Raw genomic sequence first — 13578 nt, 5'->3', positions numbered from 1 at the left:
CATAAATTTAATTTCTATATAAATAGACGATCTGCTTGCAAGTAGAGTAACTAAACGGTTTTTTGCGAGTTGATCGATACCTTTGGCCGAGCGACCTTTGATTTGGTCAACGTGGTAACTGATCAACTCATTGGTTTGACTGTTGGGTTTTTCTTCGACGGTATCATCCAGCAGTAAGAGTCCCTCTGGGTCAACTATCTGTTACACAAAAGCTTGATAACTTGCCAGCGTTGAGCCGAGCCATAGTCGGCCTGCTCAGGCTACGAGTTAGCCGATCATGGCTAAGCTGCTGTTCTAAAAGAGCGCCCAATCGGGTGGCGGTGGCCTGTTGCTGATTGACCAATAGATAGTCCGAATATAAATCTTGTTCCAGCGTCAGTCCTTTCATACTGGCAAAAACGGTAGATTCTGCCCAGATTGCGACAAAGGCACAATCACTGCGTAACATCAGCTAATAACTAGTAAAATTCAGCAAACACTATATCCATTGATCCATGCCGGAATCGATTAAGACATATGACTTCAAACCCGGTTTGTCTGCTGAGATTGAATTAGCAGCTATTTCAGCCATTTTTCAACAGCATCAGCTTAATATCATTAAACCTCACCGAACTGATTTTTATCATATCTTCTGGTTTACTCAAGGTACACCGGTCCATACGGTTGATTTCATTCCGATCACGCTTAAGCCCAGCACACTGCTTTTTATCAACAAAAACCGAGTGCACTTTTTTGATCAGACAGGTAATTATGACGGCTGGGTGCTCCTATTCACCGATGCTTTTTTTGCTCGAAATACGCAAGATGCTCAGTTTCTACGGAATACAATTCTGTTTCATGACCTGCTGGAAATTCCAACTATTCAACTGGATGAAGCCCAAACAGATTTAACAATCATTTTCCAACAAATGCAGCATGAGCTAGCGGAGCCTAACGATCCAGTCCATGCGTCGGTATTACAGAACTTAGTTCATAATTTGCTGTTACTGGCGGATCGAGAGCGACGGCGACAAGGCTTTACCGAAATTAAGAAAGGCCCCGATTTGGATCATACTTTGCACTTCACAGAGTTGATGGAAAAACAGTTTATAAGGCTACGATCCGTTAATCAGTATGCCCAACAAATTGGTATTACTGAAAGACGTTTACAGCAGGCGATTGCTAAATCGGTTGGCAAAACCCCTAAACAACTCATCGAAGAACGGGTCCTGTTAGAAGCCAAGCGGCTCTTAGTGCACACTAATCAATCAATAAAGGAAATTGGCTTTATGCTGGGTTTTGATGAACCCAGCAATTTTTCCCGCTTTTTCCGCCAGCAGATTGGCCAAACACCTGCCGAGTTCCGAAAATCGTTTATAGTTTAAGTTCGTTTCGCGTTTTGATCAGTCTTTCTCGGATTTCTATCTTTCTTCAAGCGGCTTGGAAAGCGACCTTTGCATTGTCAAAATCATCTTAACAAACCGATGAAAATCATGCATTTACATCATACCGCCTTGTCGCTGGCCCTGTTTATTGGGCTGGGTACAAGCCAAGTTAGCTGCGCACAAAAAAAGATAGAAACCATGAACAAAAAAGATCAGGTTGTTGCTTTGCTAAGAAGCATCGAAACTGGGGAGGCTGGCCCCGTATCCGTTATCAATCCCAACCAGTATATCCAACATAATTTAGGAGCCGCTGATGGGCTGGCTGGTTTTGGTGCCCTACTTCAACAACTGCCTAAAGGCTCAGCTAAAGTAAACACAGTTCGAGCGTTTGGCGATGGGGAGTATGTGTTTACTCATACGGATTATAACTTCTTTGGCCCTAAGATCGGCTTTGATGTATTCCGCTTTGAAAACGGTCAGATCGTCGAACATTGGGACAACCTACAGGAAAAGCCTACCACAGCTAACCCTAGCGGCCATACAATGCTTGATGGCCCCACTCAAGCTGCTGATGCCGATAAAACCGAAACCAACAAAGCATTGGTCAAATCATTTGTTGATGATATTCTGGTTAATGGCCGAATGGAGAAGCTAACCGGCTATTTCAATGGCGACTCGTATAGTCAACATAATCCGCAAATTGGTGATGGTCTATCTGGCTTAGGCGCGGCCCTGGAAGCAATGGCTAAGAAGGGCATAACGATGAAGTATGATAAAATTCACAAAGTATTAGGTGAGGGTAATTTTGTCTTAGTAGTGAGTGAAGGTACTTTCGGAGGAAAACCAACTTCATTTTATGACCTGTTTCGGGTAGAAAGCGGCAGGATTGCTGAACATTGGGATACGATTGAAACCATTCCCGCCAAGGCAGAATGGAAAAATAACAATGGTAAATTTTAGCTTGACTTTAGCCATTTAGAAGAAGCCCGCTGGGATTTGATATGTAGATTTAGGCTACCAAACTTACTTCTATATGCCCCAACTCCCCAGCGAGTTTCTTTCAGTAAGATTATTCTATGCGAACCTGTTCTGTTAACGGGTTTTAGTCATGTTCAACTCTTAGTAGCTAGCGCTGTACTTGCTCCTGGCAAACGCATCGTTAGTTTCGTGCTACGAATTGTCGGTTTGAGTCAGGTGAAGCATTTCACAAGTATCATCGGGTGCTAAGTCAGACTCGATGGTCGGCACTGACCGCCAGCCGACTTTTATTGAATCAGTTCTTGTCAGTATTTATTGGAGAACAACCGGAAGTGGTGGGTATTGTTGAAACATTGAAACAAAGCGGGGGCGCCAACATCAAGGCCAGAGATTGTAGCGAGATGCCGTTCTTGTTTTCGATCATTACCTTGATGACTAACTCACTACAGAAGTAAGGTCAGTTAGTTAGTCAGGTCAGCCGTTGGTATGCCAAAGGCCTCTTGACGTTCAGTGATGCCCTAGCGGCTGTGAGACGCTATTTGTGGCGGAAAATGATTTTTTCCCTTCTGATTCAGAGAGGATACACGTAAAAATGAGCCAACAGCAGCGGCAGCCGCAGCAGTATCATCATGGCAAAACGCCTTAGCCTGGGAAGCATAAGGCTAAGATCGAGCAATAAACTCCATATACAGCTTATACTTTGGGGCGCTTATAAAGGGGTACGGTACTGCATGGTTCACCAAAAAGAAGGCTCTGCACAACAGGACGTAATACACGAGTCAATTCGACATAGGCAGCTGTTGGAACCGGAACTTTAGAACACCCTTTCACCACGACACGAGCATCTCGATAATCGTCAGGATTAATCTGTGCAATAGCATCGAAATAGAGCTTTTCTTCCAGATCGGTGAGATTTCCGAAGACAATCGTATTGGCGAAGGGTTGCAGTTGGATCGTCAGCAGCATATAGGCCCAGGTTGGTACGATCGCATCTTCGGTGCAGGTAATGGCTACATTCTTGCCGTCGTACTGACTCCAGTCGTGCTCTTTCAGAAAAGCCCGAAAATCTTTCTCCTTAAGAATCAACCCCATATAGAGGTTATCTTTTAAATCATAGACAACCCGTTCGCCAGGATGATAGTACGATTCCAGATCAAGCGACACAAGGCCACTCGTAGCAACACGGTTAATAATCTCAGTTTCCATTCGTCCAGTTGTATTGATCTATAGCTTGCAATCAGAAGCGTATAAGCAGAGAACCAGGAATGTGCCATGATTCTGGAAAATCGTATACTATCGACTGCTCACTATTTTCTTTGCAACAACCCTTTACTATCGAAAGGTTCTTTATAACCGTTGACAAAAAGCCGCCCGACAGTCCACATTTTTTGCTACTTTTGTCTTTACATCTATTTATGAACTGCCCTTAAACGATTGGCCCATGAAATTCATCGTTTCCTCGTCCGTACTGCTAAAAAACCTTCAAAATATTAACGGCGTCGTGGCAACTAACCCGATTGTGCCGATCTTGGAAAATTTCCTGTTTCGCATTGACGATGGTACGCTGACCGTAACCGCTTCGGACCTGCAAACGACCATGACAACGGAAATTCCGGTCGATGCATCCGAGAACGGAGCCATTGCTATTCCGGCTAAATTGCTGCTCGATACACTTCGTAGCCTTCCCGAACAGCCCGTAACGGTAAATATTGATACAGAGACATTTGGAACTGAAATCCTGACCGACAACGGTCGCTATAAACTGTCCGGCGAAAACCCGATCGATTTCCCCAAACTGCCGACCGTCAACAAGAACATGTCTGTCGAGATGTCTTCTGACATCTTACTGGGAGCGATCAATAATACAGTTTTTGCAACGAGCACCGATGATCTTCGCCCAGCGATGACCGGGGTTTATCTGCAAATGAGTCCGGATAATGCGACCTTCGTGGCTACCGATGGGCATCGGCTCATTCGCTATCGTCGGACCGACCTGGGTGCATCGGCCAGTTCGTCGATCATTATCCCACGGAAAGCGTTGCAGTTGCTGAAAGCATCCTTACCCGACAACGTTCCGGTCACGGCTGAATTCAGCCAGGCAAACGCATCTTTTACGTTCGGGCCAACGCAACTGATCTGCCGGTTGATCGATGAGCGATTCCCCGATTACGAAAACGCGATTCCGACCAACAATCCAAATGTAATGACCATCGGCCGGACTGATCTGCTCAACTCGCTGAAACGGATCATGATCTACGCCAATCGGACTACCCATCAAATTCGGCTGTCGCTCAAAGCAAATTCTCTGACCATTTCAGCTGAAGATCTGGATTACTCCAACGAAGCCAATGAGAAACTCCTCTGCGACTACGATGGCGAACCGATGGAGATTGGCTTCAACGCCAAACTGATGTCGGAAGTATTGAGCAACCTCAGCGCAAAAATGGTTTCCCTCGAACTATCGGCTCCCAACCGCGCGGGTCTGCTGATTCCGGCCGATAAAGAAGAAAACGAAGACATTCTGATGCTGGTAATGCCAGTTATGCTGAATACATACGCGTAATGGGAATGCCGAACGATGAGTGCTGGTTCAGCACTCATCGTTCGGCATTCATTATTCTTTATGGCCCCCAAACGTACGGCTCCGGCCCTTATTTTCATTTTCATTACGCTCCTGATTGATGTTACGGGATTAGGTATCATTATTCCAGTCTTCCCGAAACTGATTGAGCAACTGATTCACGGTAATATTAGCCAGGCAGCGCACTGGGGTGGTTTATTGACATCTTCCTATGCGCTCATGCAGTTTGCCTTCTCACCGATTCTGGGTGGTTTGAGCGATCGGTTCGGACGCAGGCCCGTACTTTTATTCTCCCTTTTTGGTTTTGGCCTCGACTATATCCTTCAGGGCTTTGCGCCCAGTATTGGCTGGCTATTCCTGGGCCGAATACTGGCGGGCATTACGGGAGCCAGTTTCACAACCGCAACCGCCTATATTGCCGACGTTAGCCCTCCCGAGAAACGGGCACAGAACTTTGGATTGGTCGGAGCAGCGTTTGGTGTTGGCTTTATTTTAGGTCCTGCCATCGGTGGATTTCTGGGACAGTATGGACCGCGGGTGCCGTTTTTTGTTTCGGCGGGGCTAACAATGGTCAACTTTCTATACGGTTATTTTATCCTCCCGGAATCACTCCCCGTCGAACATCGTCGACCTTTCAACTGGCGACGCGCGAATCCGGTAAGTTCACTGGCGCGTCTGGGAAAATATCCTGTCATTCTTGGTTTAGTGGCCTCGCTGGTTCTGGTTTATATTGCCGGATTTGCCGTACAGGGAACCTGGACGTTCTACACGATGGAAAAATTCAAGTGGAATGAAAAAACCGTGGGTTTATCCCTGGCCGCCATTGGCGTATCGTTTGCTGTCGTGCAGGGTGGCCTAAGCCGGGTAATTATTCCCAAATTAGGTCAGCAACGGTCGGTTTATGTCGGCATGCTGTTCAGCGCCATTGGCTTCGCTCTGTTCGCTTTTGCGAATCAAAGCTGGATGATGTTTGCTTTTATGACTGTGTATGCAATGGGCGGTATTGCCGGGCCGTCGATACAGGGTATCATTTCGAATCAGGTTCCGGCTAATGAACAGGGTGAACTACAGGGCGCGTTGACCAGCCTGACCAGCACGACATCTATTGTTGGTCCGTTCATTATGACAAACCTGTTTTCCTTCTTCACCGCAACCACTGCTCCCATTTATTTCCCTGGTGCACCGTTCGTATTGAGCTCCGTTCTCATTCTTATCAGTGCCGTTTTGGCCAGACGTGGACTGAATCGTGAGCGGGAAACGGCTAGTTAGCCTTCTTTATCAGGCCCCCATCTATATACTTGTATTTTGTAATACGACAGGCAAAATACCGGTTAGCCTGGCCACTTTATAGTAGCACCTCAGTATGTCATTATGCATCATATGGCAGATGCGGGCTATTCCATGCATTTTTAAACACAAACACCTATTTTCTGCCGCGCTAAGAATTGTTTGATTTGCGCAAGTATCCGTTTGATTCAGGTAAGCCCTGGTCTGTTGCCCGGTTCTACTTTTGTGGTACACAAGCAGCAGATTGTGCGCAACTGCAAAAGACAGTTCAGCACAGGAAACACAACTGCCAGGTCTTGTCTCTGAACAAAATCAATCATGGATACAGCAACAAAAAAAGTATGGTTTGTGACCGGTGCCTCCAAAGGGCTGGGACTCGTATTGGTACAAAAATTATTGCAGCAGGGATACGCCGTAGCGGCTACGTCCCGGAATCAGAAGGAGCTTGCCGATGCCGTTGGCAACACGACGGCCTCTTTCCTGCCTTTAGCGGTGAATCTTACCGATGAAAATAGCGTCCGGCAGGCGATCGACACCACAATCCGTACGCTTGGCGGGCTGGATGTGGTCGTTAACAATGCCGGATATGGTTTATCGGGCAGTGTTGAAGAACTGACGGATCGGGAAGCCCGCGATAACTTCGAGGTTAATGTATTTGGCTCCCTGAATGTGGTCCGGCAGGCAATGCCTTATCTGAGACAACAAAACTCCGGCCATATCCTTAATATCTCGTCAATTGGTGGTTTTTTCGGTTCCTTTCCCGGATGGGGAATCTACTGCGCCACGAAGTTTGCCGTAGAAGGATTTTCGGAGTCGTTAGCAACCGAGGCAAAAGCTTTCGGGATTCATGTCACGATTGTTGAACCTGGCTATTTTAGAACGAGCTTCCTTACTGCCGGATCGATGGGTGTTTCTCAAAACCAGATTGACGCGTATAAGGAAGTCCGGGAGTCGCAGCACCACCATCAGCATGTTCTGAATGGAAATCAGCAGGGTGATCCGGAGAAGGCGGCACTGGCCATGATTCAGATCACTACCGAACTGAATCCACCCGTGCATTTATTCCTTGGCCAGGACGCGTATGATATGGCCAATGCGAAAATAAGTGCGATTCAGGAAGAACTGGAGCGCTGGAAAGAGCTTACGGTTTCTACGGGCTTTGACGCGTAATCGCTTTTTAAAAACGGACTGTTCCGATCTTCGAGACAGCCCGTTTTTTGTAGTCAATAGCTGACTTTACACCCATCCGAGCCAACCCAAACCAAAGCTTATGGCATTGCACGTGAAGCCAATAAGTAGGCTTAATGGCCAGGATGTATTCCAGAGAAAACGTACCCAAAAGCTTTCAACGAAAGCTACAACTAGTTCGAGCAAGACGATATTACCGCCAATCTGAGTCCTATAATAGACCAAAAAAGGCCAGGTCGATGCGCTAATTAAGGCCCCGAGCAATAAAATAGGAACAGGCCGGTCGTATTTGTGCAAAAACAACAACAGAATGGGAAGTTCGATGAGCCACGTTTTTAGAAGATCGATCCACATCGTTTTCAGAATAAGTTCGTGGTGTTTACGGCTGCTTTCGCTTACGAACCCGGCGCACAATCAGCAGGATAGCGACGGCGAAGACGCCGACAATGAGCAGATAGTCTACAGTAGGGCTTCCTGTTGGTTGGGTACTAATGACATCGGCCAGTAAGCGCGAATGAATGCGAGGCAGGACTAACGAAAAAACAGAATTCTCCATAATTCATGCTATTGTGTTAAGAACTGATGTTACGCCACCTTTTGGATGGCTGGTTTAATTTTGAGTATGCAGACAACCCTCGACCTCTATACTGACTACTTACTTAGTAGTTTTGGCCAGACTACCGCGACTGGCTTGTCACGGCTGACACACACGCCAAAGGCGTAAAACACATCTAATAATTGTAAAAAATGGCTATCACTTCCGAATTACTTCCGAATAGGAACGTAATTGTACTGATTATCAACACATCTTGATTTTCCGTCCGGACCGCCACTGAAAATCAAGCACTTATCAGAAATGGTAAGTGCTTTTTTCGTTTGTTAGGGCGGACCGTTCGATTCAAAACCATTATCAGACCCATCCTGAACTACTTTGACAACCGCAGCACGAATGCGTCGGCGGTGTCCTTCAATGCCAAGATCAAAGCCTTCCGAGCCCAATTCAGAGGAGTCAAGAATGTGGCGTTCTTATTACATCGCCTAACTCCGTTATATGCTTAACCCCAGATGCTCCACAACTTTTGACATTGCTCCTAATTCACCCTTATCAATCATTTATAGACTACCCAGAATCAGCTGATGGACAAACCAAAAAAGCCAGCAAATTTCTGATTTGCTGGCTTTTTTTAGTGTATTCTATTTCCCTTACTGCTCGATCATCTCAGCATCAGCCAGGATATAATTGAGCTCGTAAATATTATCAGCATTCAGTTTGAGCGTTCCATGAAAAGTACGGCGCTCATCGGTTTTAAACTTTTTACCATTTTTCTTGAATTTCAAGGATACAACCGACTCCGGTCCTGCTCCTCCACAAAAAAAACAGGCACTGTATGGAAAGGCCGACAATACATACAGATTTGATTCCAGATCCACTGGCAATACATAGCCAGTTAATTCAACCGTTTTTCCATTAAGTTTCTGAATGCCCTGCCCAAACGTTGGATAAAGCATATAAACGGATTCTTCCGCATACCACTTCTTTTTGAAAGTGACGTCGCGTAAAACCTCCCACGACAATTTAACCGGTTCGGCAGTTGCCAAAATAGCCATTGAAGGGGTTCTACGGCCTGGGTTTAGTGGCTCCAGAGGCCGGAAAGAAAATGCAATAAAACTGGCGAATAGCAGAGCAACGAGTAGGCGATTCATGGCGTTGGGCACAGTATGGGACAAGTGTGAGGTAAAACTACGAAATTTACTACATTTACTCAATCATTTGGCTTCGATCTAACTGACCGTGTCCGAACTACTCAGCGATAACACAAAAAACGATCAGGCAATTCCATTTCGGTTCACGCGCCTGTACGTAACTTTATTTATTATACTGGCCGTTCTCCTTACGGGGGGCCAGATTCTGACTCAGTGGCGTCTAAGCACTGTGCAGGATGAACTATGGATTATACGCTATACAGCGCTCCAACGTCACCAAAGTCAGCAGATTGTCAAACAGGCACTTCAGGTTACTGACATTAATGAACGCGATAATTTCAATCAGAATCTTTCAGAATTAAGCCACGTATTCAGCACGTTTGAGCGCTATCACCTTCAAAGTCGGGAAGGGCAGGTAATTGCTCACAATGTACTGATTCCTAACTCTAACACGGTTCAGCGGCTATACGATAGTATCCGTCCGGAATTTTCCGCTTTTCAGCGTAGCATTGGGCATCTGATCCGGTTGAAGCGCCCCGAAGATGTAACGAGTCCAGATACACAGGCTAGCCTGAAATTACTCCTGGCCAATGAAAAGCCGTTTCTGGAGGAAATAGACACAATAGTACGCCAGCATACGAGCGAGTTACGGAATCAGCTTACCAGGCTTGAGTCCATTGAACTCTACTTATATCTGGTATCTATAATGGTTTTGCTGGGAATTGGCTTATTAATTTTCCGACCGGCTACACGTCGGCTCAAGCAGACCATTGCGCAGCTCATTGAAGCTGAACGACAGGCAAGTATTGCCAATAAACAACTATTGAGCGTCAATAAATCGCTGAGTGAAACGAGACAGAAATTGTTTGAGGCTACCCGGTTGCAGTATCAGCAGGAAATCGATGAGCAGAAATTGCGCACCTCTTACCTGATGGCCGGGCAGGAAGACGAGCGGAAACGACTGTCGCGGGACCTGCACGATGGGCTTGGCCAGATGCTGACAGCAATCAAACTTCAAATTGAAGGTCTGGAAGCTGGCCTAAAGCGTTCGTTAGCCGGGTCTGAAACAACAGAATTTATGGTTCGCTCTAAAAGTATTAGCAACCTGAAAAAATTAGTCACCCAAACGATCCAGGAGACACGCACCATCTCTAACAATTTAATGCCTAGCGTTTTAAGTGATTTTGGAATTATCCCCGCCATTAAAATGCTGGCCGAAAATGATCGTAGTGATACCGTCGATGTAACGTTTGAATCGAACCTTACTACCGATGATCCTCGTTTAGATAAAAACGTTGAAATTATGCTGTATCGGATTACGCAGGAAGCCCTGAGCAATGCTGTTCGCCATGCTCATCCCTCGCAAATCCATATCGAATTAATTGAACGGCAAAATTATGTCCACCTGATTGTCACTGACAATGGCCGGGGGTTTCGACCAGCAAGCCAGCGTTCAAAGCTCTCGCAGCCAGCTAAAAATGATCGCGCTCCTTCACAGGGGCTCCATAATATGCAGGAACGTGCCAAATTGCTTAATGGTAAGTTAAAAATCAGTTCGGTGCCCGGTAAAGGCACCAAAGTTCAAGTTAGTATTCCGTATAAGATGCAATCCGCTCACTATGACATCAATTAAATTAATGCTGGTAGACGATCATTCGATCGTCCGCGATGGGATTCGGCTTTTGCTGGAACAAGCCGAAGGCTTGGAAATTATCGATGAAGCCAATGATGGTGAAGAGGCTCTCGAAAAACTTAAGACTCATCAGCCGGATCTGGTCCTGATGGATATTTCATTACCCGGCATGTCGGGTATCCAGACAACGCAGGTTATCAGCCGATTATACAAAGGTGTGCGGGTATTGATGCTATCGATGCATAATAATGAAGATTATATCCTGCGTTCGGTAGAAGCTGGAGCCTATGGCTACATTCTGAAAGATTCGTCCTCCGATGAAATGATTAAAGCGATACGCATGATCGCAGCGGGGGAAAAATATTACAGTTCGCCGGTGGCCTCCATTATTCTGAGCGGCTACATGCAGCAGTTGAAGAAAGGAAGTAAGCAAGGTCGTGAGGTTCAGCCATCGCGCCTGTCGAACAAAGAAAAAGAAATATTACAATTTCTGGTTGATGGCATGAGCAGCCGTGAGATTGCTGAACGGCTTCAACTTAGTGTTCGTACCGTCGATAACCACCGGGCCAATATGATGCGCCGATTACAGGTTCGCAATGCAGCCGAACTGGTTCGGATTGCGGTTGAAGAAAAGCTTATCTGATCAGTAGATCGACAAGAGAATGGTTTTTTGCAGCCTCCGGTGAGCAAGTAACCCCACTAACCTTTTAGTCAAACCCCATTGCGAACCTGGAAAATCTTTTCTACGTTTGCTTCGTGAAACCGGTCTGAAAGGCCGGTTTTTCCATTTTGCTTTTACTAGATTAAGTATATCGAATTAATCAACAAAACCTGTTTCAATTATGTCACTTCGCTTAGGAGACATCGCCCCCGATTTTGAAGCCGATACTACGCAAGGCCATATCCATTTTCACGAATGGCTTGGGAATTCATGGGGAATGCTTTTCTCGCATCCGGCTGACTTTACGCCTGTCTGCACAACTGAGTTAGGGAGAACCGCTCTTCTGAAAGATGAGTTTGGTAAGCGGAATGTGAAGGTTATCGCCGTTTCAGTCGATGATCTGGATTCGCACAACCGCTGGACACCCGATATTAAGGATGTTACTGGCTCGGAGGTAAACTTCCCAATCATTGCCGATCCTGATCGGAATGTAGCGACCCTCTACGATATGATTCATCCTAACGCCAGCGAAAAAGCAACTGTGCGTTCGGTGTTTGTAATCGGCCCCGACAAAAAAATCAAGCTAACACTGACGTATCCAGCCTCAACGGGCCGGAATTTCAATGAGTTGTTGCGCGTCATTGACTCGTTGCAACTAACGGCTGACTATCAGGTTGCTACCCCTGCCGATTGGCAGCAAGGTGATGATGTAATCGTAACACCAGCCGTAACCAACGACCAATTGGAGGCTAAATTTCCGAAGGGTGTGACGTTTGTGAAGCCATACCTTCGCACTACGCCCCAGCCAAATAAGTAAGCTTTTCTAAGGTCAACAAAAGCCGGGCCACCAATACGATGTCTATATAGATCTTGTATTGGTGGCCCGGCTTTTGTTTAACACCCATTTTTAACCGGTGCCTAACGACATTAGGCAAATAATGTAAAGACTATAGTCTAACCTGAACAAAGGCTTTATCAACTGGTTAAGGTCTCGTTATCAACTAAACTTTTCAACGGTATGGCTAAGCAGAAGAATTCAAATCCAGAGCATAATGAAGGCCAGGTTACGAAAGCAATTGAAGAACAGACCGCCAAATTACCATCCGATATTTTCCTTTGGGCGGCCTTAGGCTCAATGGCTTTGTCCTTATTTCTACAATATCAGGGTTCTAAACATCGTAGTTTGTTTGTTGGACAATGGGCAGCCCCGTTTCTGATTCTGGGACTCTATAATAAGCTCGTCAAACTCGAAGGCCATGACTGATTTTTTACAATCAGGATATAACTGGCCCACTGCACGTTGCAGCGGGCCTTTTTTATGTTCGTTACATTCGCCGGTAAAGCTGTAATTTTGTGCCAAAAGTTAGTCCTCTGCATGAAAACACGCGTTCTGGTCAACATCATTTTTCGACGATATGGTCTTTGGATTTCGGCGTTTATGGTGTTGTTTGTCGCCTACTGGATCTTTCGATCTTTTCGACAGGACGACATGGACTGGCGCTTTGTTCGGGCATTCGGTATCCGCCTGCCCATGCGTTATGGCATTCATGGCATTGATGTCTCACGGCATAATGACCGCATTAACTGGAAACGAGTCCGGCAGATGGAGGCCGATGGGGTTCGACTTCAATTCGTTTTTGTTAAAGCGACAGAAGGAGCCACAATGACCGATAAACACTTTGATAAGAACTGGACTGAGGCAAAAAAATCAAACCTGCGCCGGGGCGCTTATCATTTTTATCACCCCACCCGAGATCCGGTCAAGCAAGCCAATAATTTTATTCGACACGTTGAGCTTTCGACTGGCGACTTTGCCCCGGTTGTTGATTTTGAGGTCACGAATGGCCAATCGGAGGAGGCCATTGTTGCTGGCCTTCGGCTGTGGCTGGCAACCGTAGAAGAACATTATCGGGCCCGCCCTATTATTTATACGAATGGGAGCCTCTATAAACGCTATATCAAAGGCAATTTAGATGAGTACCCGCTCTGGATTGCTGACTACTCTACCAAACACCTTCGGGCCTATGACCCTGATCGCCTGTACTTATGGCAGCACAACCAGAACGGCTGGGTTCAGGGTATTCGCGGACAGGTCGATTTCAATGTCTTTGTTATGGACGAAAACCGGCTACAGGAAATCTGTTTGTAACAGGTTATGGCCTTCGATTAGCTGATCTAAGCA

15 protein-coding genes and 1 pseudogene are annotated in these 13578 nt (G+C 46.1%); 11 read left to right on the top strand and 5 right to left on the bottom strand.

Annotated elements, in window-relative coordinates; genetic code table 11:
- Positions 1-66: 66 nt before the first annotated feature.
- A pseudogene (locus GJR95_RS42935) lies at positions 67-379 on the bottom strand (IS701 family transposase); the annotation flags it as partial.
- 115 nt (positions 380-494) lie between these two features.
- Here GJR95_RS42935 and GJR95_RS04030 point away from each other — a divergent pair.
- Together GJR95_RS04030 and GJR95_RS04025 are read left to right on the top strand one after the other, a co-directional pair.
- On the top strand, positions 495-1364 hold the full coding sequence (locus GJR95_RS04030; protein ID WP_162384664.1) for an AraC family transcriptional regulator: 870 nt from the start codon (positions 495-497) through the stop codon (positions 1362-1364).
- A 108-nt stretch (positions 1365-1472) separates the two neighbouring features.
- On the top strand, positions 1473-2324 hold the full coding sequence (locus tag GJR95_RS04025; protein ID WP_232541069.1) for a nuclear transport factor 2 family protein: 852 nt from the start codon (positions 1473-1475) through the stop codon (positions 2322-2324).
- Positions 2325-3035: 711 nt separating this feature from the next.
- On the opposite strand, the gene GJR95_RS04020 is transcribed toward GJR95_RS04025, so the two are convergent.
- Positions 3036-3548 carry a DUF2480 family protein gene (locus GJR95_RS04020; RefSeq protein WP_162384663.1) on the bottom strand — a complete coding sequence of 171 codons (513 nt, stop codon included), beginning with the start codon at positions 3546-3548 and terminating at the stop codon, positions 3036-3038.
- 235 nt (positions 3549-3783) lie between these two features.
- On the opposite strand from GJR95_RS04020, the gene dnaN reads away from it, so the two are divergent.
- The 3 genes from dnaN to GJR95_RS04005 all read left to right on the top strand — a co-directional run bounded on the left by dnaN (position 3784) and on the right by GJR95_RS04005 (position 7380).
- The gene (gene dnaN / locus GJR95_RS04015; protein WP_162384662.1) at positions 3784-4905 is read left to right on the top strand and encodes a DNA polymerase III subunit beta; all 1122 of its coding nucleotides are present in this window, start codon (positions 3784-3786) and stop codon (positions 4903-4905) included.
- A 60-nt stretch (positions 4906-4965) separates the two neighbouring features.
- Entirely contained in the window at positions 4966-6192 is a 1227-nt protein-coding gene (locus tag GJR95_RS04010; protein WP_162391558.1) for a TCR/Tet family MFS transporter, read from the top strand.
- A 336-nt stretch (positions 6193-6528) separates the two neighbouring features.
- Complete coding sequence (locus GJR95_RS04005; RefSeq protein WP_162384661.1) at positions 6529-7380, top strand: oxidoreductase; 852 nt, start codon at positions 6529-6531, stop codon at positions 7378-7380.
- A gap of 66 nt (positions 7381-7446) precedes the next feature.
- Here GJR95_RS04005 and GJR95_RS04000 read toward each other — a convergent pair whose 3' ends face one another.
- Together GJR95_RS04000 and GJR95_RS03995 are read right to left on the bottom strand one after the other, a co-directional pair.
- A complete protein-coding gene (locus GJR95_RS04000; protein ID WP_162384660.1) occupies positions 7447-7752 on the bottom strand; it encodes a hypothetical protein in 306 nt (101 codons plus the stop codon).
- Positions 7753-7777: 25 nt separating this feature from the next.
- Positions 7778-7954, bottom strand: coding sequence for a hypothetical protein (locus tag GJR95_RS03995; protein WP_162384659.1), 177 nt, complete (start codon positions 7952-7954; stop codon positions 7778-7780).
- Between the two features lie 320 nt (positions 7955-8274).
- On the opposite strand from GJR95_RS03995, the gene GJR95_RS03990 reads away from it, so the two are divergent.
- A complete protein-coding gene (locus GJR95_RS03990) occupies positions 8275-8457 on the top strand; it encodes a transposase (protein ID WP_449618980.1) in 183 nt (60 codons plus the stop codon).
- Between the two features lie 144 nt (positions 8458-8601).
- Here the strand turns inward: GJR95_RS03990 and GJR95_RS03985 are convergent, their stop codons facing one another.
- The gene (locus GJR95_RS03985; RefSeq protein WP_162384658.1) at positions 8602-9102 is read right to left on the bottom strand and encodes a DUF3299 domain-containing protein; all 501 of its coding nucleotides are present in this window, start codon (positions 9100-9102) and stop codon (positions 8602-8604) included.
- A gap of 88 nt (positions 9103-9190) precedes the next feature.
- Between GJR95_RS03985 and GJR95_RS03980 the strand changes: the two genes are divergently transcribed.
- The 5 genes from GJR95_RS03980 to GJR95_RS03960 all read left to right on the top strand — a co-directional run bounded on the left by GJR95_RS03980 (position 9191) and on the right by GJR95_RS03960 (position 13545).
- Positions 9191-10735 (top strand): sensor histidine kinase, encoded by a 1545-nt coding sequence (locus GJR95_RS03980; RefSeq protein WP_162384657.1) that lies wholly within the window; start codon positions 9191-9193, stop codon positions 10733-10735.
- Positions 10736-10739: 4 nt separating this feature from the next.
- Positions 10740-11378: a response regulator transcription factor gene (locus tag GJR95_RS03975; protein ID WP_162391556.1), complete on the top strand. Its 639-nt coding sequence runs from the start codon at positions 10740-10742 to the stop codon at positions 11376-11378.
- A gap of 199 nt (positions 11379-11577) precedes the next feature.
- Positions 11578-12213, top strand: a complete 636-nt coding sequence (locus GJR95_RS03970) for a peroxiredoxin (RefSeq protein WP_162384656.1) — start codon at positions 11578-11580, stop codon at positions 12211-12213.
- A 201-nt stretch (positions 12214-12414) separates the two neighbouring features.
- Positions 12415-12660 (top strand): hypothetical protein, encoded by a 246-nt coding sequence (locus tag GJR95_RS03965; RefSeq protein ID WP_162384655.1) that lies wholly within the window; start codon positions 12415-12417, stop codon positions 12658-12660.
- A 111-nt stretch (positions 12661-12771) separates the two neighbouring features.
- Positions 12772-13545 carry a glycoside hydrolase family 25 protein gene (locus tag GJR95_RS03960; protein WP_174260185.1) on the top strand — a complete coding sequence of 258 codons (774 nt, stop codon included), beginning with the start codon at positions 12772-12774 and terminating at the stop codon, positions 13543-13545.
- Positions 13546-13578: the final 33 nt, after the last annotated feature.

The organism is Spirosoma endbachense (assembly GCF_010233585.1).
Classification (GTDB): Bacteria; Bacteroidota; Bacteroidia; order Cytophagales; family Spirosomataceae; genus Spirosoma; species Spirosoma endbachense.
This window is presented reverse-complemented; position numbering and strand designations above follow the sequence as displayed.